At 63.6% G+C, this 24,020-nt stretch carries 19 protein-coding genes; 6 read left to right on the top strand and 13 right to left on the bottom strand.

The genetic code is table 11. The features are described from left to right. Nucleotides 1-295 precede the first annotated feature (295 nt). The gene (locus PRZ03_RS02050; protein ID WP_273598790.1) at nucleotides 296-907 is read right to left on the bottom strand and encodes a glutathione peroxidase; all 612 of its coding nucleotides are present in this window, start codon (nucleotides 905-907) and stop codon (nucleotides 296-298) included. 258 nt (nucleotides 908-1,165) lie between these two features. Between PRZ03_RS02050 and PRZ03_RS02055 the strand changes: the two genes are divergently transcribed. Next, nucleotides 1,166-2,167 (top strand): MerR family transcriptional regulator, encoded by a 1,002-nt coding sequence (locus PRZ03_RS02055; RefSeq protein WP_273598791.1) that lies wholly within the window; start codon nucleotides 1,166-1,168, stop codon nucleotides 2,165-2,167. 9 nt (nucleotides 2,168-2,176) lie between these two features. On the opposite strand, the gene PRZ03_RS02060 is transcribed toward PRZ03_RS02055, so the two are convergent. The 8 genes from PRZ03_RS02060 to glnE all read right to left on the bottom strand — a co-directional run bounded on the left by PRZ03_RS02060 (nucleotide 2,177) and on the right by glnE (nucleotide 10,450). Continuing rightward, complete coding sequence (locus PRZ03_RS02060; RefSeq protein ID WP_273598792.1) at nucleotides 2,177-3,070, bottom strand: hypothetical protein; 894 nt, start codon at nucleotides 3,068-3,070, stop codon at nucleotides 2,177-2,179. A 19-nt stretch (nucleotides 3,071-3,089) separates the two neighbouring features. Further along, complete coding sequence (locus PRZ03_RS02065) at nucleotides 3,090-3,977, bottom strand: ABC transporter ATP-binding protein (RefSeq protein WP_263534868.1); 888 nt, start codon at nucleotides 3,975-3,977, stop codon at nucleotides 3,090-3,092. Continuing rightward, on the bottom strand, nucleotides 3,974-4,324 hold the full coding sequence (locus tag PRZ03_RS02070) for a GntR family transcriptional regulator (protein ID WP_263534867.1): 351 nt from the start codon (nucleotides 4,322-4,324) through the stop codon (nucleotides 3,974-3,976). The genes PRZ03_RS02065 and PRZ03_RS02070 overlap by 4 nt, the downstream gene beginning before the upstream one ends. Before the next feature lie 125 nt (nucleotides 4,325-4,449). Further along, nucleotides 4,450-5,115, bottom strand: coding sequence for a glutathione S-transferase family protein (locus tag PRZ03_RS02075; RefSeq protein ID WP_273598793.1), 666 nt, complete (start codon nucleotides 5,113-5,115; stop codon nucleotides 4,450-4,452). 94 nt (nucleotides 5,116-5,209) lie between these two features. Further along, nucleotides 5,210-6,130 (bottom strand): type 2 periplasmic-binding domain-containing protein, encoded by a 921-nt coding sequence (locus PRZ03_RS02080; RefSeq protein WP_273598794.1) that lies wholly within the window; start codon nucleotides 6,128-6,130, stop codon nucleotides 5,210-5,212. Between the two features lie 4 nt (nucleotides 6,131-6,134). Further along, nucleotides 6,135-7,049 carry a DMT family transporter gene (locus PRZ03_RS02085; protein ID WP_273598795.1) on the bottom strand — a complete coding sequence of 305 codons (915 nt, stop codon included), beginning with the start codon at nucleotides 7,047-7,049 and terminating at the stop codon, nucleotides 6,135-6,137. Between the two features lie 18 nt (nucleotides 7,050-7,067). Further along, entirely contained in the window at nucleotides 7,068-7,637 is a 570-nt protein-coding gene (gene rrtA / locus PRZ03_RS02090; RefSeq protein WP_273598796.1) for a rhombosortase, read from the bottom strand. 2 nt (nucleotides 7,638-7,639) lie between these two features. Continuing rightward, complete coding sequence (gene glnE / locus PRZ03_RS02095; RefSeq protein ID WP_273598797.1) at nucleotides 7,640-10,450, bottom strand: bifunctional [glutamate--ammonia ligase]-adenylyl-L-tyrosine phosphorylase/[glutamate--ammonia-ligase] adenylyltransferase; 2,811 nt, start codon at nucleotides 10,448-10,450, stop codon at nucleotides 7,640-7,642. Nucleotides 10,451-10,536: 86 nt separating this feature from the next. On the opposite strand from glnE, the gene PRZ03_RS02100 reads away from it, so the two are divergent. From PRZ03_RS02100 to PRZ03_RS02110, 3 genes are read left to right on the top strand one after another with little or no spacing between them, the layout of a single operon-like run. Continuing rightward, entirely contained in the window at nucleotides 10,537-14,664 is a 4,128-nt protein-coding gene (locus PRZ03_RS02100; protein WP_273598798.1) for a YhdP family protein, read from the top strand. A gap of 12 nt (nucleotides 14,665-14,676) precedes the next feature. Beyond that, entirely contained in the window at nucleotides 14,677-15,477 is an 801-nt protein-coding gene (locus PRZ03_RS02105; protein WP_273598799.1) for a carbon-nitrogen hydrolase family protein, read from the top strand. Nucleotides 15,478-15,509: 32 nt separating this feature from the next. Next, nucleotides 15,510-16,058, top strand: a complete 549-nt coding sequence (locus PRZ03_RS02110; protein ID WP_273598800.1) for a hypothetical protein — start codon at nucleotides 15,510-15,512, stop codon at nucleotides 16,056-16,058. A gap of 4 nt (nucleotides 16,059-16,062) precedes the next feature. Here the strand turns inward: PRZ03_RS02110 and PRZ03_RS02115 are convergent, their stop codons facing one another. Further along, nucleotides 16,063-17,301, bottom strand: a complete 1,239-nt coding sequence (locus tag PRZ03_RS02115) for an FAD-dependent monooxygenase (RefSeq protein WP_273598801.1) — start codon at nucleotides 17,299-17,301, stop codon at nucleotides 16,063-16,065. A 111-nt stretch (nucleotides 17,302-17,412) separates the two neighbouring features. Between PRZ03_RS02115 and PRZ03_RS02120 the strand changes: the two genes are divergently transcribed. Beyond that, on the top strand, nucleotides 17,413-18,393 hold the full coding sequence (locus PRZ03_RS02120) for a potassium channel beta subunit family protein (protein ID WP_273598802.1): 981 nt from the start codon (nucleotides 17,413-17,415) through the stop codon (nucleotides 18,391-18,393). Between the two features lie 70 nt (nucleotides 18,394-18,463). Then, on the top strand, nucleotides 18,464-21,727 hold the full coding sequence (locus tag PRZ03_RS02125; RefSeq protein WP_273598803.1) for a ligand-binding sensor domain-containing diguanylate cyclase: 3,264 nt from the start codon (nucleotides 18,464-18,466) through the stop codon (nucleotides 21,725-21,727). Here the strand turns inward: PRZ03_RS02125 and murU are convergent. The 3 genes from murU to PRZ03_RS02140 all read right to left on the bottom strand — a co-directional run bounded on the left by murU (nucleotide 21,665) and on the right by PRZ03_RS02140 (nucleotide 24,020). Beyond that, entirely contained in the window at nucleotides 21,665-22,357 is a 693-nt protein-coding gene (murU, locus tag PRZ03_RS02130; protein ID WP_273598804.1) for an N-acetylmuramate alpha-1-phosphate uridylyltransferase MurU, read from the bottom strand. The two genes, PRZ03_RS02125 and murU, sit on opposite strands and share 63 nt — an antisense overlap. 66 nt (nucleotides 22,358-22,423) lie before the next feature. After that, the gene (locus tag PRZ03_RS02135; protein WP_273598805.1) at nucleotides 22,424-22,840 is read right to left on the bottom strand and encodes a type 2 periplasmic-binding domain-containing protein; all 417 of its coding nucleotides are present in this window, start codon (nucleotides 22,838-22,840) and stop codon (nucleotides 22,424-22,426) included. A 16-nt stretch (nucleotides 22,841-22,856) separates the two neighbouring features. Continuing rightward, on the bottom strand, nucleotides 22,857-24,020 hold the full coding sequence (locus PRZ03_RS02140) for a porin (protein ID WP_273598806.1): 1,164 nt from the start codon (nucleotides 24,018-24,020) through the stop codon (nucleotides 22,857-22,859).

Genomic DNA, 24,020 nt, shown 5'->3' on the forward strand with positions numbered 1-24,020 from the left:
GCAAAGCGCCTCGCAGCCAACGAGGGAGGGAGGGAGGAGGAGGAAAACGGCTGCGAGATTTCTGCTCCACTGAGGGAGTGACTTTGCGACTGTAAGTGTGTCAATCCTATCGAAATTTCGAAAGAATTTCTCAAATTTTCTTGCGTTTGCAATTGTTTACAAAGCGCATTGAATGAATTCGTCATTAACAAATTGAACCGCGCAGGCAAGGCATTAGGGCCTGCCAAGCCTGGCAGTCCGCTGCTTTGTGCTTGCTTTGTGATTGCGAACGCTGCCATGGTTGGTCAGATGAAACTCAGGGTTTGGCCAACAAGCGTTCGACCTCGTCGGTGACGCTTTTGCTCAAGGGGTCGGTGGTGGACCAAAAGCTCACGACCTGTTGGCCGTCGCGCGAAATCAGATATTTGTGAAAGTTCCACTTCGGCGCGCTGCCGCTGATCTTGATCAGGTCGGCAAAGAGCGGGTTGGTGTCGGGCTTACCGCTCTTCACGACCGATTTTGCAAACATCGGGAACTTCACATTGAAGGTGTTTTCGCAAAACTCGGCGATTTCCTTGTTGCTGCCGGGCTCCTGGCTGCCGAAGTCGTTGGACGGGAAACCCAGCACCACCAAGCCTCGGTCGGCATAGCGTGCGGCCAAGGTCTCGAGCGCCTTGTACTGCGGAGTGAAGCCGCAGAAGCTGGCCGTGTTGACCACCATCACCACTTTGCCCGCATATTGACAAAGCGCCTGCGGTTTTTCGTCTTGCAGGCGGGGCATTTCACGCTGCAGCAGGGCCGGGCAGGCCGCGCTCACCGCTGGAGATGCGGGCGCGGGAGCAGCAAGGCAATTGCCGGCCGCTGCGCAAGCCAGCAAACCGGCGAGGGTGAGGCTGCTGATAGAGATGGGCCTGGAGATCATTTTCATCGTTTGTCCTAGTCAAATCTTTGACATGCAACTATATTAGGGCAGTATTTAGAAAATGTCCATCGTTTGTCTAGGACAAAGTTGAGGTAAGGGGCTTGCTATGTGGAATCTGAGTGAAATGTCCAGCGACGCTAAGCGTCAAGGGACGGTGGTGCAAGCGGTGGCGGCGTGAGCATTAGAAAAGCGATTGGAAAGCCGGCTGCTGCGGCCTCAAAGTTGGCTATGGCGCTGCCGGCAGCGTTGCAGGTGGAAATGCGGATGCCCGGGGCCAGCGAAGCAACGAACCTGGACCTGACGAGTCTGTTGGGCATCGCCGCCGTCGAGCGCGATACCGGCCTGAGCAAGGACACCTTGCGCGTTTGGGAGCGGCGTTATGGTTTCCCGCTGCCGCAGCGGGACGGTGCGGGCGACCGTGTTTACCCGCCCGATCAGGTGCAGCGCTTGCGGCTGCTCAAGCGCTTGCTCGACGGCGGTCACAGACCCGGCCATGTGGTGCCTGCGTCACTGCAGGCCCTAGAAGCCTTGCTGCAGAATAAGGAGGCGGGCCGTGCCGCGCTGTCCCAACGGGCGCAGCGCAAGGTGGCCAGCGCGTCCGCCGTGATGGCTCAGGCTGATCAAAGCGCCGAGAACCAGTTTTGCCTGCAACTGTTGCGCAGCCACAGGGTGGACGAGTTGCGCCTACACCTGGCACAAGCTTTGATGCGCCAAGGCTTGAGCAACTTTGTGCAGCATTGGGTTGCGCCCATGACCCGCTTGGTGGGTGAGCAATGGATGCGGGGCGAGTTGGAGGTGTTTGAGGAGCACATCTACACCGAATGCGTGCAGCAACTCTTGCGGCAGGCGGTGCAGAGTGTGCCCGCGCCTGGCAACAGCGGCCGGCCCCGGGTGCTGTTGACCACGTTGCCGGGTGAGCCGCATGGCTTGGGCCTGTTGATGGCGGAGGCCTTGCTGGTGCTTGATGCTTGCCAGTGCCTGTCCCTGGGGGTGCAAACCCCGGTGGATCAATTGCCGCTTGCCGCCGCCGCACATGGCAGCGATATCGTTGCCCTGAGTTTCAGCGGTCTGATGTCGGCCAGCATGGTGCGGCGCGGTCTGGCCGATCTGCGCGCCGCTTTGCCGTCGTCGATCGAGCTCTGGGCGGGCGGCAGCGCTTTGCTGCTGAAGCACCCGCTTAAATTGAAGGGCATCCAAATCATCACCGAATTGGCGGCCCTGCCGGCGGCCGTGGCGCGCTGGCGGGCGGCGCAAGCACAGCTCTGACCTGGCGCTTTAATGCGCGCGGCGACGGTACAGAATCACCAGCCCGAAGCCGAGGGCTGCCACCGCCAAACCGCCGATGAAATGCAGCGAAGCGGTTTGAGCCAAGGCCGCGCCTGCATCGGTGATGGCCCAAGTCGCGAAATGGCTGATGAACTGCGGCATCGCCTCTGGCAGGACCGAGCCGCTGCGCATCTGGTTGTCGGCATCCATCATGGCGCGGCTGGCGCCGTCGAATTGGGCGTGCAGCAAGTCCCAAACCACCGGATTGCCATACAGCTTGTCCAGCACATTGCCGCCGATCACGACCGCAGCGATGACGACAGGCGTGCCCCAGCGCTTCAGCCACGCCGATGCTGCCATCAAGATCATGAACATCGGCGAGAGCCACAAGGTGAACAAAACCGTGCCAAGAGCCAGCCTGGCCAGCCCGGCAGCGCCGGCCACCAGCAAGGCCCACCAAGACACATCCATCAGCGCGCCCACGCCCATCGTCCTGATCACGGCGGCCATCGACAGCAGCACGCCCATCGCCGCACCGATGCCTAGCGCCAGCAAGAACACGAACACGGTGTGCATCAAAACTGTGGCCAGAATGCTTTCGCTGTGGCTGCCCGGTAGCGACATCCAGAACTCGATGCTGCGATCTTGGGTGTCTCGACGCGCCAGCCCCGAGAGCTGGAATGAGGTGACCAAGAAGGTGATGCCGAAGACGACGAGCGTCGACATTGATATCACCGCTGCGGCCAGCAATGTCGGCGGCGGCAGATGCTCATCCAGTTGGATATGCCCAAAGGGCATTGCCACCAGCAGGATCAATGGCAGGCTCAACATCACGAGCAACCAGCCCAGATGGTGCTGCATCCACTCGCGCTGCAGCAAGGTCATAAATCTTGTCGAAAACATATCTTTCTCTCCTTGAAGCTCAAGCGGATTGGCGGGATTGCAGTTCTGGCTTGCGTGTCAGAGCCATGAACAGGTCAACCAGGCTGGGCCTGAAACGCTGGCCCAGTTCCGCCACGTGGGCCGGTGGCGCGCCATCAAACAGTGCAGCGGCGCGGCCTTGCTGGCGGTAGCGCAGCAGCGGATGGGCGTCGGCCACGGCGTCGGCGGCGGCAGCGTCATGCGACAGCGCTACAAAGCGCGAGTCCATTTCTTCCAGGCTGATATTCAAGACCAGCCGGCCTTCGTCCAACATCATCACGTCGCTGAGCAAGGTCTCGATCTCCTCGACCTGGTGGGTCGAAATCAGCACCGTGCGCTCGCCGTCGCACCATTCGTCGATCAGCATCTCGTAAAAGCTCTTGCGCGACATCACGTCCAAGCCCAGCGTCGGCTCGTCCAGAATCATCAGCTTGGTATCAATGGCGGCGATCAGGGCCAGGTGCAACTGTGTCACCATGCCCTTGGATAGGCTCTTGACCTTGTCGCGCGGGCCAACACTGGTGCGCTGCAAAAGCACGCGGGCGCGTTCGGCAGAAAAACGCGGCTGCAGCCCGCTCATCAAGGTGATCAGCTCGTCTACCCTGGCCCAGCGCGGCAGCACCGCCACGTCGGGGATATAGGACATCGATTGCAGCAACTCGTTGCGCTGATTGCGCGGGTCCAGACCCAGCACCTTCAGCGCGCCGGCGCCGGGAATCAAGCCGACCATGGCCTTCATCAGCGAGGTCTTGCCGGCGCCGTTGTGACCCAGCAAACCGATCACGCGGCCCTTGGGGATGGTAAAGCTGATGTTGTCAACGGCGATCTTGGCCTTGCTGCCCAGGCCGTAGCGAATGCTGAAATCGCGTGCTTCGATCAAGTGGCTCATTTCGTCTCCCAGTTCAAGTCGGATGCGCTCAGGCCCAGGCGCTGCAGTTTTTCGCGCAATAGCGGCCATTCGGTTTGTAAAAATTGTTCGCGCTCGCTTTGCCGCAAGCTCGCTCTGGCGCCGCTGCGTACAAACATGCCTAGCCCGCGGCGGCTCTCGACCAGGCCGTTGTCGACCAGGCTTTGCAGCGCGCGGCTGACCGTCAGCGGGTTGATCAAGTATTGGCTTGCCAGCTTGCGCACCGAGGGCATGGCATCGCCTTCGGGCGGTTGTCCGTCCAGCAACTGCACGGCCAAGCGGTCGGCCAGTTGCTGGTAGATGGGGGCGGTGTCGTTCCAGTTGTGCATATCAACGGAGCCTGAGGCCTGTGTGTTGCTGATGTAGCACACCATAACAAGCCACCGCTTGCGCCCCAAGCCGGGAGCGACAGTCTGCAGAAATTGGGTGATGAACCGGAGACCGCTCGTGTGACCTAGCCGCCCTGCGCCTTCAGCAGTGCGATGCGTTCTTGATCGGCCTTGCGGTCGGCCGCCACCTTCAATGCCGCCGGGCGTTCGCCGACCAGCTTGGCATAGGGCTTCCAGTCGATGCCGCCAGCGGCCAAGAGGTCTTCGCCCAGGACGGCCTTGCTGGCCATGGCCACCAAGGGCAGGCTGACCCAGGCGGCGCAGTCGGCCATTCCGAACTGCGCGCCGCCAACATAGGGGCCAAAGCGGGCCAGGCGCTTGAAGCCGGCAATATGCTGGATCAGCAATTTGCGCACCCGGGCCTTGGTCCCCTCGCTGACCGTGCCGCCGAAGAAGGCCTGGCCGTAAAGCTCGCGGGCGACCAGCTCCAGGTGCAGCTCGATGAAGGTGATCAGCTCGCGCTGCTTGGCCGCCTCGAAGGGGTCGGCCGGCAATAAGGCCGGGCTGGGGTAAGCGGCTTCGAGGTAATCCAGAATGACCTGACTCTCGCACAGCGAGCCTTGTGGCGTGCTGATGAAGGGCACCTTGCCGAGCGGGCTGCAGTTCAAGACCGCCTCCTCATGCGAGTGCGTCATTACCAATTCTTCTTCGAAGGGGATGCCCTTCTCCAGCAGGGCGAACTTGACCTTGTTGTAGTAATTGGAGAGTGAAAAACCGCAGAGCTGAATCATGGTTCGGCCTCCTGTGCAGGGATTGAAAAGAGGCCTGAGTCTACGGTGAGGGCGGCGGCGTATTTGTCGCCATGGCGCCAAGTCCGGCAGGCTCTTAGAGCCTGAGCCAATCGCTGACGCGCGGGTTGAAGAAGCCCGATTGCATATAGGCCTTGCGGATCACGCCTTGCTGGCGCAGCTGCTGCAGGCCTGTGTTGAGCGCTGCCTGCAGGTTCGCGCCATCTGGATGTATCTTGGAGATCAGGTAGTGGCGCGTGCCCTGCATACCGAGTTTGAGCCCGGGTATGGGCTGCAGGCGCACGGTGCCGACTTGCAGGCTCAGGTCGGGCGTGGCTTGGAATGGGGCCAACAAGAAGTCGGCTCGCCCGGCCGCGACCATTTTGGGCATCAACTCCCAGTTGGTGACATGTTGGGCGCGGATGCCAAGCCGTTTCAAATTGCGCCAGTCCACCAACCAGCTCTGATTGGACAAGGCGCTCAAGCCCTGCAGATCCTTCAGGCTCTTGGCACTCATGGCGCGGCTATTGCTTTCCACCGTGTAAAAGCCGGCCTCAAACTCGCCATCCCCAATCACCGCCTGACTGAGTTGCACGGAAGCCTCCGCGCCGCTGATGTCTTCGCTCCAATAGCTGGTGCTGCTGGAAACGACCTTGCCGCTGCCCAGTTCGCGCAACAGTCGCTCGACCGAGGGCATGTCTTGAAACTTCAAGGGGGCGCGCCAGCCGCCGCGGTGCAGGGCCTGGAAAAAGAGCGCGACTTCCACCACATCGCGACGCGAGTAAGGGCCGCTGAAATCGCTCAGCTGCAATACATCGCGCTGATTCAAAAAGCGTTGGTAGTCCGCCATCACATCGGCCGGCCCGGCCGCCAGCACCGCTGCCGGTTCGGCTTGAGCGTCCGAGGCCGCCAGACCGCTCATCAGCCCAGCCGGCAGGGCCGCAGCAGCCAAGCCAAGCCGCAGGCAATCGCGGCGTTTCAGTTCAGCAGTGGATGAAATCAAGGTAGACGAATACACGCGACTATTTTGCCTGCCGCTGCGGCCCTTGATTGACCAGAACAACCCCTATTGCCAGGGCTAGCAGCGCCAAAATCAGGCGCAGCGTGATTTGTTCCTGCAGGAGCAGGGCGCCCGCGAGCAGGCCGAACAGTGGCGTGGCCAAGGTAAAGGTGGCCAGCCGGGTGGCCGGGTAATGCCGCACCATCCAAAACCAAAGCAGATAACTGGCGAAGCTGACGACGACGGTCTGAAACAGCAGCAAGCCGCTCAGGCGCAGCGACCAAGCCGCCGGCCAGGCCTCGCCGCTCAGGGCAGCCGCCACGCACAGGCCCAGGCCCGAGACGGCCAGCTGATACAGCAGTGTCTTCTCGGCGCTGACCCGACTGAGTCTGCTGGCGCGAATCGTCAGCGTCGTGCCGCCCCAGAACAGCGCCGCCAACACGCCCAAGGCGTCACCCAGCCATTGCTGCGGATTGGCGGCGGCTTGGCCGAAGCCCTCCGAAAAGGCCCAGGCGACCGCAGCAAAGGCCAGCACCAGGCCACTGATCTGGCGCAGATTGAGGCGCTCGGACGCGGCAATAAACGGCATGCCCAGCGCCACCACAAAGGGGCTGAGATAGATGAATACCACCATGCGCGAGGCGCTGGTGTACTGCAGGCCGACAAAGACGCAGGCGAACTCCAGGCCGAACAGCAGGCCCGCCAGCAAGCCGCCGCGCAGACTGCCGTCGCGCTCGAACAGCTTGATGCCGCGCGCCACAGCCCAAGCCCAGACCAAGAGCGCCGCGCCACTGGAGCGCAAGCCAGCCTGCCAGAGTGGGCCAATCTCGCTCAAGCCGGCCTTGGCAGCGACCTGGTTCAGGCCCCATAAGGCGCAGCACAGCAAGAGGCTGCAAATGGCGACGCGGTCGAGATGAGTCTTGCGTAGTTCGGTCATGGCGGCATGATGCCCGCACTATTTAAGGCGGCGGGCCAGCCCCAGCAAGGCCAGGGCGCTCAGCGTACCCGCCAGCGCACCGGTCAGATGCGAAAAAGGCACGACGGCGATATCCCATTCGGCCAAGTGACGCATTGGCGCGCCCAAGGGCTGCTCTTGCCAGAGCTTGATGAGAAGCCCCAGGCTGACGCAGGCACCTATCAAGCGCTCGCGGCCCCGGCGGCTCAGCAGTTCCACCAGCACTACCGCCACGCCCGCATGCAGCACGCCCGAAAGGCCGCCGAAATGCAGCAAGCTCGGCTGCAGCAGCAGTGCCATTTGCGTCAGCGGCCAGGCAATGAACCAAGCCAGGGCGCAGCGGCTGGGCACGCGCGCGCCCCAGCCAAATAGCGTGACCACGGTGCAGGCGAGCAAATTGGCCCAAAGATGCTGCTGGCTCCAATGCACGAAGGCGCTGCTCCAGGCGCGCCAGGGCTGGCTGGCGGCGAGCTGAGGTTGCCAGTCCAGCGCCGCACTCGGGGCCAGCCATGCCAGCAGCGCGGCCAGGCCCAAGAAGACGCCAAAGCCGCTCCAGGCGTGACGCGCCACTTTCAGGCGAACACCGCCTGCCACAGCGCCAGCATGGCATCGCGGTGCAGGTCCAGACCGAGGGCGGCCAGATCCGCCGCTTCGACTGCCGTGGGCTGCTCATCCAGCCTGGCCTTGTGCTGGGCGCGGCGCAGCTCGCGGTAGGCATTGGCGGCCTTGCTGCCGACCCCGGCCGGCAGCAGACCCGCTGCTTCAGCCCGCTGCAGCAGCGCGATGGCACCCGCATTGGCGATCAAGGCCGGATGCTCGGCTGCATGGGCCAGCACCAGGTATTGCAGGGCAAACTCGGCGTCCATCATGCCGCCGGGGCTGTGCTTGACGTCGAACTTGCCGGCCCTGATGGGGTGGGCGGCGCGCACCTTGTCGCGCATGGCCTGAATCTCCTGGCGCAGCGCCGCATGGTCGCGCGGAGCGGTCAAGACATGGCGCCGCACCGCCTCGAAGCGCTCGGCCAGGGCGGGGTCGCCGGCGCAAAAGCGCGCCCGCGTGATGGCCTGATGCTCCCAGGTCCAGGCGGTATTGCTGCCGCGCCCGGTTTGGTACTTTTCGAAGGAAGCGAGCGAGGTCACCAACATGCCGGAGTTGCCATTCGGGCGCAGCGCGGTGTCGATGTCGAACAGCTCGCCGGCCGAGGTGCGCACGGTCAGCCAGGTGATCAGCTTGCGCACGAAGGCACCGTAGATTTCGGGCACCAGGTCTTTGTCCGCTTCGTCGCTGTCGTCGAACAAAAACACCACGTCCAGGTCGCCGCCATAGCCCAGCTCTTTGCCGCCGAGCTTGCCGTAGGCAATCACGGCAAAGCGCGGTGCAGGGCGATGCGCTTGCTTGAGCCGCGCCCAGGTCCAGTCAATCGTGCATTGCAAAATCGCATCGGCCAGCGCCGACAACTCATCGCCCGCCTCCTCGACAGTGATCTGCCCCTCGATATCACGCACCAGGGTGCGGAACACCTCCGCCTGATGGGCGCGCCTGAGGGTGTCGAGCAAGGCTTCTTCATGCGCCTCGCCGCCGCGCTCCCAGGCCGCGTGTCGCTCTTGCAGGTCTTGCAGGAACACGGCACCGTCAAAGCGGTCATGCTGCAGGCGGCTGTCGGCCAGCTCGTCGATGACGCCGGGGTGCAGCATCAAATAGCGCATCGGCCAGCGCGCCAAACCGAGCAAGCGCAGCAAGCGGCTTTGCACGGCCGGGCGCTCGACCAAAAGTGCCAGATAGCTTTCGCGCCGCAGCAAGGGCTCGATCCAATCGACAAAGCGCAGCGCCGCCGCCATGCTGCAGGCTTCGTCCCTTACCGCGACGGCAGCGCGGCCGACCAGCTTGGCCAGGCGCAGGCGCGATTCTTCGCGCAGGCTTTGCACGCGAGGCTGATCAGCCCAGCGCCGTACGGCGACGGCCAACTCGGTCGGCAGCTTGGCCAGAAACTCTTCCGAATCGACCGGCAGTGCCGGCCCATTGCAACTGCGGCAGCCATTGCCGCCGGCCTTGGGCGCTTGTCCGTCGTGCAAAAGCGAGTCGAACTCGTTGGCGACGATTTCGCGCACCTCGCCGAGGCGGTCAAGCAGCTCGCAGGAAATCCTTGTCCCTGCATCTTGGGCCTGGCCTGCTGCGCCATGCTTGCAAGCCAGGCCCATGCTGCGCGCGATCCACTTCAAGTCTTCATCATTGCTCGGCAGGCAGTGGGTTTGCTGATCGTCGAGGAACTGGATGCGGTGTTCGACCTGGCGCAAAAAGACATAGGCGGTGCTCAGCTTTTCGGCCGCTTCGGCCGTCATCAGGCCACGCTCGGCCAACCTGGCCAGCGCCTTGACGGTCGAGCGGGTACGGATTTCCGGGAACTGGCCACCGCGCACGACTTGCAGCAGTTGCACGGTGAACTCGATCTCGCGGATGCCGCCGCGCGAGAGCTTGACGTCATTGGCGCGCTCGGGCCGGCCGACGGCGCGCGAGCGCGCCTCATCGCGGATCTTGCGGTGCAATTGCCGTAGGCCTTCGAACACACCGTAGTCCAGATAGCGGCGGTAAACAAAAGGCGTCACGAGCGAGCGCAGGCCCAGGGCACGGCCCAGTTGTACGCTCTCCAGCGGCGCCACCACGCGGCTCTTCAGCCAGGCAAAACGTTCCCACTCGCGGCCCTGGACGAGGAAATATTCCTCCAGCATCGCCATGCTGACGGCGGCCGGGCCCGAGTTGCCGTTCGGCCGCAACGCCAGATCGACCCGGAAGACCTGGCCGTCATCGGTGACCTCGCCGATCAGCGCATAGAGCCTCTTGGCAACCAGGGCGAAGTACTCATGCGCCGAAATCGAGCCTTTGCCGCTCGAGTTTCCATCCGTGTGGCCGTCATCGTCATAGACGTAAATCAGGTCGATGTCGGAGGAGACATTGAGCTCGCGCGCGCCCAGCTTGCCCATGCCCAGCACCCAGAATTCGATCACCTCGCCGGCCTCGTTACGGGCCGCGCCGCTGAGCGCGTCTTGCTCGGCGCGGGCACTTTTGAGCGCCAGGCAAAGCGTCACCTCGGCCAAGCTGGTCATCACCTCGGTGATCTCATGCATGGCCGCACCGGCTTCAATATCCAGCACCGCCAGGCGCTCCAGCACCAGGTGGCGGGCCACACGCAGCGCCGGGCCTAGCGCGCGGCCGGCGGCCTGCAAGTCATGGATCAAGCGCTCGATCGCGGCCCGGTCCGGCCGGCCGGCCGGCAGCAAAGGCAGCTCGGCGGCGTAGCGGCGCCGAATTCTTTGCACAAATCGACTGTGTTCGGCCAATGCTGCAGGTGCAGTCTCGGGGACAATGAAAGAATCAATGGCTGTCATGGCTCGCTATGCTTGGTGTCTGCCCGGGGCCTTAGCGGCCAGCTTCCCACTACTCGAACTCTGTCTCACGGCTTGCTCCCCTTTTAATGTCAGTAAAGCCTTCTTCACTGCCCACGCGCCTGTTTTGGCTCAGACGACCCGGCCGTTGGCTGCGCAGCTTGATCAGCTGGGCCTTGGCCTTGCTTTTGCTGGCATGGGGCTTGGTGGTGGTGGCGTGGGGCGGCTTGCACTGGGTGATTCTGCCGCACATCGATGAGTGGCGTCCGGCAATGGAGCGCCATGCCTCACAGGCTTTGGGGGCAAGGGTGCGCATCGGCAGCATCAAGGTCACCTCGGGGGGCTGGATGCCGGCGATCGAGATGCGCGAGGTGCGCTTGCTCGACCCCAGCGGCCGCGAGGCGCTGCGCTTGCCCAAGGTGGCGGCGGCGCTGTCGGCGCGCTCGTTGCTGAGTCTGAATCTGCGCTTCGAGCAACTGTTGATCGACGCGCCGCAAGTCGAGGTGCGCCGCGACGCCAAGGGTCGCTTCTTTGTGGCGGGTTTGAGTGTTGACGAGGCGGTGCAGGCCGAGTCCACCGGCCTGGCCGAGGAATGGGCGGACTGGCTGCTGTCGCAACATGAGTTTGTGATCCTGAATGGCCGCGTGCGCTGGATCGACGAGCGCCGCGCCACGCAGGCGCTGGAGTTGTCGGACCTCAATCTGGTCTTGCGCAGCGGCGTGCGCCGTCACGAGCTACGTCTGGACGCGACACCGCCGCCGGAATGGGGTCAGCGTTTTGGCCTGCGCGGGCGCTTCACGCAAGCGCTGCTGGGACGGCCGAGTGATTTTCAGGGCTGGAGCGGCCAGCTCTATGCTGATTTGCCACGCGCCGATTTGCGCGAGCTGCGTCGCCATATCGATCTGCCCTTCGAGCTGAGCGAGGGTGACGGCGCCTTGCGCGCCTGGATAGACTTCAAGCAGGGCCAGCCGCAAGGCGTGACGAGCGATCTGGCCTTGCGTGCGGTCAAGCTGCGCCTGACACCGAAGGCCGATCAGCTCGATCTGGAACAAATTGAAGGACGCCTCCAGTTTATGCACGCCGCGCAGTCACTCAGCCTGCAGGCCAGCCAGCTCGGCTTTGTCAGCGGCGACGGCGTGATTTGGCCGCGTACGGATTGGAAGTTGGCCTTGCGCCTGCCCAAACCGGGCGCGGGCAATGCGGCGCAGGGCTTGCCTTTGGGCGGCGAGCTGTCGGCCGAACGGCTTGACCTGGCCTTGATGAGCCAGTTGGCACAGCGCCTGCCTTTTGACGAGCAAACCCATACCTGGTTGGCCGAGATGGCGCCGCAAGGGGTCTTGAGCCGGCTCAGCGCGAGCTGGGATGGTCCCTTGATGGACCCGCGCCGCTACCAAATCAAGGGCCGTCTTGAGGGCTTGCGCTTGGGCGGGCGCCGCCAGGGCTTGGAGCACATGGGACTGAGTGGCCTGACTCTGCAGCTCGATGCCAGCGAAAAAGGCGGTCAGGCGCAGCTGAGCATGGCCGATGGCTCGCTGGAGCTGCCGGGCTTGTTCCGCCAAGACCTGCCGCCCATTCAGCGTCTGAGCGCCAAGCTGGACTGGCGGATTGAAGCCGCGCCCAAGCAGCCGCCGCACTATGAGCTGCGCGTCAGTCGGCTGGAGCTGCTCAACCAAGATCTGCGCGGCGAGTTCGATGCGGTCTGGCGCAGCGGCAAGGCGGCCGGCCAAGGCCGCTTGCCGGGTTGGCTGGAGCTGAGCGGGCAGATCGAAAGAATCGATGCGGTCAAGATCCATCGCTATTTGCCGCTGGCCATCGGGGACCATGCGCTGGACTATGTGCGCGACGCTATTCGCGCCGGCGAGGCGCGAGCGATCAATGTCCGTTTGCGCGGCGAGTTGGCCAAGTTCCCTTTCGACGGCGAGCGTGAACGCGACGGCCAGTTCCGCATCACGACCCAGGCACGCGACATCGATTTGCTTTATGTGCCCGGCGTCGAGGGGCGGCCGTCCAATTGGCCGGCGCTGGAGCATGTCAATGCCGACCTGATATTCGAGCGCGGCGGCATGCAGATCAAGGGCGGCCGCGCCAAGGTGTTTGCCTATGAGCTCAGCGGCATCAAGGGCGGCATCAAGGACTTGCTGGTCAAGCACCGGCTTGAGATCGAGGGCCAGGGCAATGGGCCTGGCGCCGAGTTGCTGAAATTTGTGCGCCAGTCCCCGGTCAACGAGGCCAGCGGTGGTTTGCTGGCGGCCGCCACGGCCGGCGGTGCGGCCAACCTGAAGCTAAGTTTGAATCTGCCCTTGCAAGACATGGATAAGTCGGTCGTCAAGGGCGCCGTGCAACTGCTGGGCGGGGAGCTGCGGCTGCGGCCCGATCTGCCCTTGTTGACCAACACCCGCGGCAGCGTGGAGTTTGACCGTCAGGGCGTCAAACTGCAGGCGGTGCAGGCGCGTGCTTTTGGCGGTGAGCTGAGCGTCGAGGGCGGTAACCAGGCGGACGGTAGCCTGCGGTTCACGGCGACCGGCGTGGCCACCGCCGAAGCCTTGCAGCGTTCGCCCGAGCTGGGCGGCGTCGCCAAATTGGCGCAGGCAGCCAGCGGCCAGGCCAGCTACCGGCTGCAAGTCGGGCTGAATCAGGGTCAGGCGGATTTTTCCCTGACCAGCAATCTGCTCGGACTGGGCCTGGATCTGCCGGCGCCGCTGCGCAAGGAGGCCGCCAGCGCGCTGCCGCTGCGCCTTCTGCTCAAGCCCGACGTCAATCGCGACAGCAACCGGGATGAGCTGAGGCTCGAGTTGGGCAATCTCTTGCAAGCCCATTACCAGCGCGACCTGTCGGTCGAGCCGGCGCGGGTGCTGCGCGGCGCGCTGAGCGTGCAGGACAGCTTGCCCGGCCTGCCCAGCAGCGGCGTGCAGCTGCAGGCTAATCTGGACAAGGTCAATCTGGACGCCTGGAATAAGACCTTGCAGCGGCTGTGGGGGGCACCTGCAGCTTCAAACAGTGAGAACGGCTCGGGTGTTGTCGCAGCGCCAAGCTTGGGCGGCGCCTATATGCCCAGCCAAATTGTCTTGCGCGCCAATGAGTTGCATTTTTCAGGCCGCTCACTGACCAAGGTCGTGGCCGGCCTGACGCAGGCGCCAGCACCGGCCACAAACACCTGGCGCTGCACCATCGATGCCGTTCAAATGGCGGGCTATGTCGAGCTGCGAGGCGCCCAGCCCGGGCAGGCTGGGCGGGTGTTCGCAAGGCTGAGTCGTTTGTCTCTGCCGCATCAGGAGGCCGATGGCGTGGCGGAGGTGCTGGACAAGCAGCCAGGCAGCGTGCCTGATCTGGACATTGTCATCGAGGACTTTGAGCTGCGCGGCAAGCGTATGGGCCGGCTGGAAGTGGAGGCTCAGGCCAGCGGCCCGGCGCATGACTGGCGCTTGAGCAAGCTGCAGCTGAAGGCTCCGGATGCGATCCTCAATGCCACCGGCCAATGGCTCAAGGAACCCGGTCGGGCGCAACGCCGCACCCAGCTGGATTGGAAGTTAGAGCTGCTCGATGCCGGCGACATGCTGGAGCGCATGGGGCAGGGTCGGGTCTTGCGTGGCGGCAAGGGCCAGTTGACGGGGCAGCTGGGCTGGGCGGGCGAGCCACTGGCGCCTGATTTCGCCAGCATGAACGGGCAACTCCATGTGCAGCTGGAGTCGGGGCAATTCCTCAATGTCGAGCCCGGCGTGGGGCGCTTGATGGGGGTGCTGAGCCTGCAATCGCTGCCGCGGCGGTTTTTGTTTGACTTCCGCGACGTGTTCTCCGAAGGCTTTACCTTCGACGGCGTGAGCGGCGACGTCAAGATCACGCGCGGCGTGGCCAGTAGCAGCAATCTGCGCACGCGCGGCGTGCAGGCAACTGTCTTGGTGGATGGGCAAGCCGACCTGGCGGCCGAAACACAAAACCTGCGCGTGCTGGTGGTGCCCGAGTTCAACACCGGTGGCGCTTCGCTGGCCTATATAGCGATCAATCCGGCGATAGGATTGGGGACATTCTTGGCGCAGCTGGTCTTGAGCAAGCCCATCGCCGCCGCCAATACGCGTGAATTCCGCATTACCGGCAGCTGGGTGGACCCCAAGGTCGAGCGGGTCGAGCACCACAGCAATCTGTTTGAAACCGCGCCGGCGGTCGATGGCGCTTCAGCCGCCCATGCCGCATCAGCTGCAACATCCGCCAGCGCCCCTTGAGGAGAGTGATTGATGAAAGTTGCCGCCGTTCAAATGGTTTCCGGCCCCGATCTGGCCGTCAATCTGGCGCGTGCACGCCATTGGCTGGAGGAGGCTGCAGCCCAGGGCGCCGAGTTGGTGGCGCTGCCCGAGTATTTTTGTTTGATGGGCCTTGCCGACAGCGACAAGCTGGCGGTGGCCGAGCAGGGCGGCGACAGCCACGCGCCCATCCAGCACATGTTGAGCCAGGCTGCCGCTGAGCTGGGGCTGTGGCTAATTGGCGGCACGATTCCGCTGCACACGGTGCAGGCCGGGCGGGTCCGCAATGCCTGTTGCGTCTACGCGCCCGATGGCGCTGAAGCCGCGCGTTACGACAAGATGCATCTTTTTCGCTTTGACAATGGCAGCGAGAGCTATGACGAAGGCCGCGTGCTGGAGGCCGGTGACGCGCCGGTCGCGCTGCAGGCGGGGCCGCTGCGGGTGGCTTTGAGCGTTTGCTATGACCTGCGCTTCCCCGAGCTGTACCGCAGCCTGGGGCCTGTCGACCTGATCAGCGTGCCGGCTGCCTTCACCTATGTGACCGGTCAGGCCCACTGGGAATTGCTGTTGCGCGCACGAGCGGTCGAAAATCAGGCCTATGTCATCGCACCGGCGCAAGGCGGCCTGCATCAAAATGGCCGCAGGACCTGGGGCCATACGATGATCATCGATCCCTGGGGCGAGGTGCTGGCTTGTCTGCCCGAGGGCGAAGGTGTAGTGCTGGCCGAGCTGGATATGGCGCGTTTGGCTGCGGTGCGGCGCCAGTTGCCGGCGCTGCAGCATCGGCGGCTGTAGATCTCGGGCCGCAATTCTGGAAGGCTGATGCAATGACGAGGCGATTTCTATTCGGTTTAGGTTTGCTGATTGCCTTGGCTGGCTGCGGCACGGCCACCGATCCGCCCAGCATGGCGCTGAGCTCGCAAGACAGCTTGCAGATGCGCGGCTGGGTGCCCGATCGCTTGCGGGGCCAGATCCTGCTATCACCGGTCACCGGCGGCCAGCCGACCGGCAGCATGTGGGGCAGCAAGATCAGCAATCGTGCGCTGCAAGAGTCAATCGAGGAATCGCTGCGCGCCACCGGCATGTTGGCGCTGCGCCCTGGCACGGGCAACTATCAAATGGAAGTGCAATTGATCGAGTTGGAGCAGCCCATTGTCGGTCTGAACACCCGGGTGGCCGTGACCCTGGCCTACACGGTGGTTGAAAAACGCAGCGGAGCTGTGGTCTATCAGCGCCACTTGCGCAGCGCCTATGTGGCGGAATTCACCGCCGCCATGGTGGACCCGAACGAGCGCCTGCGTCTGGCCACCGAGGGCGCGGTGCGCAGCAATGTCAATTTGATGCTGCGTGACTTGATCGCCTTGGCGCTCAACTGACGAGTTAGCGCCGCCCGAACATCATCTGCCGCGCTAGCGCCTTTTTTAGCGGCGAGGCCGCCTGCAGCGCCGCCAAGGCCAAGCCTCGCGCAATCGGTAGCCCCGGCCAGCGCCAGGCAAAGCTGCGAGCCAGAAAGTCGGTGGTGGCGATCATGCTCCAGCGGTCCGGTGCGCGCTGCCATTCGACCCGGCGCAAAGCCGCTTCGATATTGCCCCCGGCGCGCAAGGCTTCCACCAGCGCATAGGCGTCGCGCAGGCCCAAGTTCAGGCCTTGGCCGGCGACCGGGTGCAGGGTCTGCGCGGCATTGCCGATGCGCACGATGCGGCCGTTGACCAGGCTGCGCTCGGCGTTCAACCCCAAGGCAAAGCATTTCAAGGGGCTGATCGCCTGCAGGGTGCCAACGCTGTCGGGCAACAAACTTTGCAGCACTGCCAGGCGCTGGCTGTCGCTCAGTTCGGCGATCTCGTCCTCGGCCTGCGCCATGCACCAGACCAGGGCCGCACGGCGCTCGCCTCCTTTGGGCGGCAGCGGCAACAGTGCCAGCGGGCCATTGCGCGTGAAGCGCTCATAGGCCGCGCCGGCTGGGCTGTCGGCCGCCAAGGTGAGCGTGCCGACCCAGGCGTTTTGCTGGTAATCATGCGTGATGGCTTTGCGCGCCTGCTCGGCAAACACGCCGCCCTCGGCCACCACGGCCAGATCAAATTGCTCGGCGATCTCGGCATCGATTTCCACCCCATCCGCCAAGGGCTTGAGCCCCCGAACGGGTGTGCCGAAGCGGCTGCTCAAGCGGGTCGGTTCCAGCGCGGCGCGGGCCAGCCAGCGTGCTTGCAAGGGCGCGACCAACTGGCCGTAGCTGATCACCGCTCCGAGCTCGCTAACGCCTTGCTCCGCCGCACTCAAGGCCACGGCCGGCGCTGCGGACGGGCCGAACAGCGGGTGCGTCAAGGTCGGCGGTGCTTGGCTGACCTCGACGGTCAAGATCGCCTGCGCCTGGCTCGCGTCCCAGGCTTGCAGACGTTGCAAGAGCTGCAGGCTGCCCAGCGCCAAGGCCAGGGTGCGCGGGTCGGCGGACACATCGCGGTCCAGCGGCCGGGCGTCAAACAAGGTGATCTGTGCCTGCGGCAACAACTGCGCGGCCAGCAAGGCCAAGGTCAAACCGGCCGGTCCGGCGCCGACCACGGCCAAGCGCAGCTGATTGGCGGTGGCGGCCGAGGCGGCGTCGGGTGGAGGGATTGTGCGCATAGCGTGTTGATCTCGTGGGGGCTGCTGCGGGCATTTGGCCCGCCACGAACTATAGCGGCCGGCCTGCTGTACGCTATGGCGATCAGCTTTGTCCACATCCGAAAGTACCCCATGCAATACCGTCGTTTGGGCCGCAGCGGCCTGCAAGTCTCCGAACTCTCTTTGGGCTCCTGGGTCACCTATCACAAGCAAGTCGACACCAAGGCGGCTGCCGAGATGTTGGCCGCCGCCTTTGACGCTGGCGTCAACTTCTTCGACAACGCCGAGGTCTATGCCCTGGGTCAGAGCGAAATTGTCATGGGCGAGGCTTTCAAGGCGCTGAAATGGCCGCGCCTGAATTACATCGTCTCGACCAAGTTTTTCTGGGGTTTGGGTGGCGAGGGCAATCCCGTCAACCGCAAGGACACGCTGAACCGCAAGTACCTGATGCAGGCGATTGACGGGTCCTTGAAGCGCATGCAACTCGATTTCATCGATCTGGTCTATTGCCACCGCCCCGACCCGCACACGCCGATCGAAGAAACCGTGCGCGCGATGAGCGACATGATCACGCAAGGCAAGGCGCTTTATTGGGGCACCAGCGAATGGTCGGCCAGCGATATCCGTGCCGCCTGGGAGATTGCCGAGCGCCACCACCTGCACAAGCCGGTGATGGAACAGCCGCAGTACAACCTCTTCCACCGCAGCAAGGTCGAGCAGGAATATGCCCGGCTGTATGAGGACCTTGGCTTGGGCCTGACCACCTGGAGCCCATTGGCCTCGGGGCTGTTGACCGGCAAGTACAAGGACGGCGTGCCGGCCGGCAGCCGCGGCGCGCTCGACAATATGAGTTGGATGGTCGAAGGCCTGACCGACAAGGCCAAGAATGCCGCGGTGACGCAGCTGGCCGCCGTGGCCGCCGATTTGGGTGGCAATGTCGCGCAGCTGGCGATCGCCTGGGCCAATCACAATCCGCGCGTCTCGACCGTTATTCTGGGCGCCAGCAAATTTGCGCAGCTGCAAGACAATCTTGGCGCGTTGACCTTGACGCCGAAGCTGACGCCCGAGGTGCTGGCACGCATCGACGCGATCACCTTGCCTTTGGCCAAATAATATATTGACCCAAGTCAAGCGGCGGGTTTCTTGGGGGCGAAGCCGTCACCCACTCATGTCATAGTGAGAAATGATTTGGCTTCGTCGATGTAGTGCCTTACTTCTGCTGACAATTGCGGCGCTGCCTTCCTTCGCGTTGATCGAGCCCTTGGCCGAGCCGCGCTTTGAGTCGGTGGGGGTCGACGCCATCCCGCGCGGCGTGGTGGCGTCGCTGGCGCAAGACCGGGCGGGCTTTATCTGGGTTGGCACCGGCGACGGCTTGGTGCGTTATGACGGCTATCGCTTTCGTCCTCAGGAGCGCGCCAGCAAGATCGCCACAGTTCGAAATCTGGGTTGGCTGCGCGCACTGCTGCCGGCCCGGGACGGGCGCTTGTGGATAGGCACCGAGACCGACGGTTTGGCGGTCTATGACCCCTTGACCGAGCAGGTCAGCAGCTTTCGCTTTGAGCATGAAGTGCATGAGGCGAGCGCGAACTCGGTGGAAAAGTTGGCGCCCTTGCCGACCATCCGGGCCTTGGCCGAGGATGTTGATGGCTCGATCTGGCTTGGCACGCTCGGCGGCGGCCTGTATCGCTTTGACCCTCGCACGCAAACTTTCAGCCACTTCCGGCACAGCGCCGCTGCCGGCAGCTTGGACGATGCACGGGTGCAATCGCTGCTGGTCGACGGTCAAGGCACGCTGTGGGTCGGGACTTGGTCGGGTTTGAGCCGTTTTGACAGGGCGAGCCAGCGCTTTGAGCCAGTGCTGCGAGGCTTGGCCGGGCAACGCGTGCAAGCGCTGCTGCAAGCGTCCAATGGGCAAATCTGGGCCGGTACACAGCGTGGCAGCTTGGCTGTGATGGACCCGCGAACCGGTCAGGGCAAGCTGCTTGACAATGATGAGCAAAGTGCGGGCGGGCCGACAGCCGGGCGTGGAGAAATCAATAGCTTGATCGAAGCGACGAGCGGCCAGATCTGGGTTGGCCATGCGGGCGGCATTGATGTGCACGACCTGCGCTCGCAGCGCTTGCAGCAAACCTTGCGGCATGACCCGCGCAAACCGGCCGGTTTGGCCGGCGACGAAGTGGTGAATTTGCTGGTCGACCGCGCCGGCTGGGTGTGGGCGGGAGGCTTTGGCATGGGCTTGCAGCGCCACAACCCAAACAATCACAGCATTTGGGTGCGCGGCGCCGGCACCGCTGTCGGCCTCGTTGGCGGGCCTGCAGCAGATCTTAAGAAAGCCGATGTGCGCAGCCTCTTGCCATTGAAGGATGGCGAATTTCTGGCCGCCGGGCATGATGGGCAAGTGGCGCGGTTTGACACTGGGCTGCGTGTGATTGGGGGCCTGCGGCCACAGCTGATGGCGTGCTCGAGCCAACTCAAAGAGTCCGCCGCACTCTCGCCCGCCGCTTTGCTGGAGGCTGCGCGCATCACCGCGATGGCCCAGATGCCGGATGGAAAAACCTGGTTGGGTGCGGAAGGCTTGCTTTATCAATTTGATGCGCAATATCGGCAGCTGCGCTGCTTGCATCTGGATGCCGGCAAGACCCGGCGATTGATGGCCGGCAGCGACGGCGCCTTATGGATCGGTGCTGACGATGGCCTGCATGTCTTGCGGCCTGGGGCCGCCAAAGTGCAGCGTTTGGCGCGGCCTGGCGGCCAGGCCCTAACGGGTGAAATACATGTGATGACCGAGGCGCCGGATCAGGCCATTTGGGTCGGCAGCATGCGCGGCTTGTTCCGGCTGGCGCCGGGCAGCGTGGAGTTGCAGCGAGTCACCTCGCCGGCCGGCGCTGAGTTGGCCAACCCGGTCGTACTCGGCCTTTTGTTCGACAGCAAGCAGACCTTGTGGGTGGACACCGCCGTGGCCGGCCTGCACCGTATGAAGGCCTGGGACGGCAAACAAGCCAGCTTTGAGCGCATCAGCGAGCGTCATGGCATTGTCAATCGGCCCTTCGGCGCGAATTTGCTGGAAGACGGGCGTGGTCGCATCTGGACCCAGATGAATGTCTATGACCCGGCCACCGATAGCTTGGACGAGCTGACCCCGACCGATGGCCTCGACATCGGCACCCCCTGGTTCTACTCTTATGCCAAGGCCTTGGACGGGCGCTTCCTGTTCGGCGGCAGCAAAGGCATCGCGGTGGTTTCGCCGGATCAATTTGATCGCTCGAACCATGCTCCGCCGCTCGTGGTCTCTGAGCTGCGCATCAATGGCGAGCGCCAGCAAGCGGGGCAGTTGCAGGACGGTTTGCGCCTGAGCCCGCAGCAACGCAGCTTCAGTCTAGAGTTTGCGGCGCTGGACTACAGCAACCCGGGCCGCAGCCGCTATGCCTATAAGTTAGAAGGCTTTGATCCGGACTGGATAGAGACCGGCGCCGACCTGCGCGTGGCCAGCTACAGCAATCTGAGTCCGGGCGACTATGTCTTGCGGGTGCGTGCGCACAACCGCAGCGGCGTCGCCAGCGAGCGGGAATTGGCTATTCCAGTGACGGTCTTGCCCACCTGGTGGCAGCAATGGTGGTTTCGCGTCGCGCTGCTGGCGCTGTTGGCCGCTGCGATTGCGGCGCTGGTGCACTCGCGCACGCGACTCTTGCGCCGGCGTCAAGTCTGGCTGGAGAACAAGGTGCGCGAGCGCACGGCGGAGCTGGAGGCATCCAGCTTGACCGACCCCTTGACAGGGCTGCGCAATCGGCGTTTTCTGGCGCAGCAGATCGAATCCGATGTCGCCTTGACTTTGCGTCGCCATGAAACGCCCAGGCAGGGCGCAGCCTTGGAGGATGGCGACCTGATCTTCTTCCTGGTCGACATTGACCATTTCAAGCAAATCAACGATGAGCTTGGCCATGCCGCCGGCGACGCAGTCTTGCGCCAAATTCGCGGTCGCCTGCAGCAAGTGTTTCGAGACAGCGACTACCTGGTGCGCTGGGGCGGCGAAGAGTTTTTGATCGTTGCGCGCGAGACTTCGCGCCTGCATGCGGCTGAACTGGCCGAGCGAGCCTGCCGGGCAATCGCCGATCAGCCCTTCAAGTTGGATGACGGCAGCTATTTGAGCAAGACCTGCTCGCTCGGTTTTGCCTGTTTCCCGCTGGCGCCTCGGGCGGCGCGGGCGGTGGACTGGAATACCACCGTCAATCTTGCCGATGCGGCGCTGTTGGCCGCCAAGCGCGCCGGCCGCAAGGGCTGGCTCGGCGTACTCAGCGCCGCCGGTGCCTCGGAGCAGAGCTTGACCGAGAGGTCACGCCAGCCCATGGCCGACTGGCTGGCCAGTGGCGAGTTGGAACTGGTCGGCTCAGCTTTGCAAGCTGTTCAAGCGCTCGACGGTACCCACATCGACCCAGCGGCCGCTCAGTAGCTCGGCCCCCAGCTTGTGGCGCCGGATCGCATCCTCTAGATACGGGCGCAAGGCTGCCTTGGCGCCGGGCTGAATGGTCTCAAACATGCGGCTGCGGAACAGTCCTACGCTGGCCCAGGTGTAGCGCTGTGAGGCTGTGTCGCTCAAGCCCAGGCCCTCGGCGCTGATGCCGAAGTCACCGTTGGGGTGGTGAGGGCTGTTGTGCGTCAGCCAGAGCAGGGCATCCAGATCGCGCTGCAAGAATTGCTCGGCGGCTTCGGGAGGGAAATGAAAGTCCGGCAAGAACACATCACCGGCGACAACCCAGAAGGCCTCATCGCCCTCGGCACATAACAGCGGCAATGCACGGGCAATGCCGCCGGCCGTCTCCAAGGCGCCGACCGGCTCGGCTGATTCGTCGCTGAAATGCAGACGCACGCCAAAGCGTGTGCCGTCACCCAAGGTGGCCGGAAACTGCTCGCTCAGCCAGGCGGTGTTGATGATGATGTCTTGTACGCCGGCGGCGGCCAGGGCCTCGATGTGGAATTCGATCAAGGGCTTGCCGCGCACGCACAGCAGCGGCTTGGGGGTGGTGTCGGTGAGCGGCCGCATGCGCTCACCGCGCCCGGCCGCGAGGATGATGGCTCGCATGGGGCGCGAGTCTAGAGCATCCGTTGCGCGGCCCGACATAAGCGGGGCCGCGCATATTGCTCGGCCTTAGCGCTTGGTCACCACCTTGACCGTGGCATTGGCCTTGCCGGCATCGACATAGCCGATCGCACCCGGCGTGCTGGCGACGAACTTGATGACCTCTTCGTCGCTGGCCAGTTCACGCGGTGGTTTGGCACCGCCGGTGAAGATCTGCCTTGCCCACAGCGCCTTCAGCTGCGAGGGGTTCTTCTTCAAAACCTTGTTGCCGAACTCTTCGCGCACCGGGCTGTCCTTGATGTCCACCGGCGTGGCTTCGGCACCACCGGAGAAAGTCTTGGTTTGGCCGAGGAAAATCTTGGTGATCTGCTCTTCGTCGATGGTGGCTGCATTGCTGGGGTGGACGATCACGGCCACATCGGCCGCCACGAGCGGCGCCGCGCCGGCCAACAGTACCAGGCTGAATACTTGATGTTTGAATAACATGATCTTTGCTCCAGCTTCAGAAGATCATGTCGTAGGAGACGGTCACCAGCTTGCGGTAGCTGTCGGTGCCGTCCAAAAAGTCCCAGCGGCTGCGGTCGACTTGAAGCTTGAGGCTGCTGCTGTCGTTCAATTGATAGCGCAGCGTGACGCCGATATTGCTGTCGGTCTCGACATGTTTAGACGCATCACCTGAGCTGAAGGCCTTCAATTGACTGATGGTGAGCATGGGCAGGAAATTGCCGATGCGGTAGCCGCCACCGATCATGTAGCCGCGGTAGCTGCCGCGCGCTGGGGTGCGGGTGACGCGCGAAAACTCGCTGCGGCCGACCCAGTTGTCGAGGTCAATATTGAAGGCCGCCGAGCTGAAGGTCTGCGGCGAAGACTCACCGTATACAGCCGGGTCCGGAGAGGTCTGCACCTTGCCCTCGGGCAGCCAGGCAACCGAGCGCTGTTTGGACTTGTTGTAGGAGAAGCGCGCGGTGAACCAGTCGCGATTGAGCTCCAAGTCAATGCCCATCATATTGTCCCAGCTGATGTCTTGGCGCTCGGGGCGCTCCAGCTTGCCGATCGGGTTGTCTTTGGAGTGTTCCTGGCCCGCGTAGGCATTGGACTTGACCGCCCAGCCGGCAATGTCATCGCGGTAGGTGATGTTGGCGCCGTTGTAGTTGACGACCGCCCAGCCGTACACATCCGGTGGTACACGCACCCAGTTGTAGGCAAAGCTGACATCCTGGAAGTCAGAGTAATAGAACAGTGGCAAGCGCTTGCGACCGGCCTGCAGCGTGAATTTGGGGCTCAAGTTGTAGCTCAGAAAAGCCCACTCGATATCCAGCTTGGCCTTCTCGGCGGCGTGGCGCGCCATCAACTGGCCGGTGAAGGAGAAGTCGGAAGTGAAGTTCACCGTGCCTTGCAGGCCGGCGCGCGACTCGGGCTTCAAGGTCCAGCTGGTTTCATAGACCGAGCCATGCGAGAAGTCGGCCACATAGCAGGACGGGCATTTGGACCAGGTGTCTGGGTTGGGGTAGCCGATGTTCAGGCCGCCGCCGCTGAAGACGCGCCCGGCGGTCACATTGGCGAAGCCGGAATAGCTGTAGTCAATCGCCGATGCCGAGCCGGCCGCGAGCAGCAGGGCAATGGCGGAACCGATTTTTGGCAGTTTGACAGCGTGAAGTTTTCTCAT

It is taken from the genome of Roseateles albus (genome assembly GCF_028595345.1).
Taxonomy (GTDB): domain Bacteria; phylum Pseudomonadota; class Gammaproteobacteria; order Burkholderiales; family Burkholderiaceae_C; genus Paucibacter_A; species Paucibacter_A albus.

Bases quoted from the DNA above. Each gene is read 5' to 3' on its own strand.
- PRZ03_RS02050 (WP_273598790.1), bottom strand. From the start codon at position 907: ATGAAAATGATCTCCAGGCCCATCTCTATCAGCAGCCTCACCCTCGCC.
- PRZ03_RS02055 (WP_273598791.1), top strand. From the start codon at position 1,166: ATGCCCGGGGCCAGCGAAGCAACGAACCTGGACCTGACGAGTCTGTTG.
- PRZ03_RS02060 (WP_273598792.1), bottom strand. From the start codon at position 3,070: ATGTTTTCGACAAGATTTATGACCTTGCTGCAGCGCGAGTGGATGCAG.
- PRZ03_RS02065 (WP_263534868.1), bottom strand. From the start codon at position 3,977: ATGAGCCACTTGATCGAAGCACGCGATTTCAGCATTCGCTACGGCCTG.
- PRZ03_RS02070 (WP_263534867.1), bottom strand. From the start codon at position 4,324: ATGCACAACTGGAACGACACCGCCCCCATCTACCAGCAACTGGCCGAC.
- PRZ03_RS02075 (WP_273598793.1), bottom strand. From the start codon at position 5,115: ATGATTCAGCTCTGCGGTTTTTCACTCTCCAATTACTACAACAAGGTC.
- PRZ03_RS02085 (WP_273598795.1), bottom strand. From the start codon at position 7,049: ATGACCGAACTACGCAAGACTCATCTCGACCGCGTCGCCATTTGCAGC.
- glnE (WP_273598797.1), bottom strand. From the start codon at position 10,450: ATGACAGCCATTGATTCTTTCATTGTCCCCGAGACTGCACCTGCAGCA.
- PRZ03_RS02100 (WP_273598798.1), top strand. From the start codon at position 10,537: ATGTCAGTAAAGCCTTCTTCACTGCCCACGCGCCTGTTTTGGCTCAGA.
- PRZ03_RS02105 (WP_273598799.1), top strand. From the start codon at position 14,677: ATGAAAGTTGCCGCCGTTCAAATGGTTTCCGGCCCCGATCTGGCCGTC.
- PRZ03_RS02110 (WP_273598800.1), top strand. From the start codon at position 15,510: ATGACGAGGCGATTTCTATTCGGTTTAGGTTTGCTGATTGCCTTGGCT.
- PRZ03_RS02115 (WP_273598801.1), bottom strand. From the start codon at position 17,301: ATGCGCACAATCCCTCCACCCGACGCCGCCTCGGCCGCCACCGCCAAT.
- PRZ03_RS02120 (WP_273598802.1), top strand. From the start codon at position 17,413: ATGCAATACCGTCGTTTGGGCCGCAGCGGCCTGCAAGTCTCCGAACTC.
- PRZ03_RS02125 (WP_273598803.1), top strand. From the start codon at position 18,464: ATGATTTGGCTTCGTCGATGTAGTGCCTTACTTCTGCTGACAATTGCG.
- murU (WP_273598804.1), bottom strand. From the start codon at position 22,357: ATGCGAGCCATCATCCTCGCGGCCGGGCGCGGTGAGCGCATGCGGCCG.
- PRZ03_RS02135 (WP_273598805.1), bottom strand. From the start codon at position 22,840: ATGTTATTCAAACATCAAGTATTCAGCCTGGTACTGTTGGCCGGCGCG.
- PRZ03_RS02140 (WP_273598806.1), bottom strand. From the start codon at position 24,020: ATGAGAAAACTTCACGCTGTCAAACTGCCAAAAATCGGTTCCGCCATT.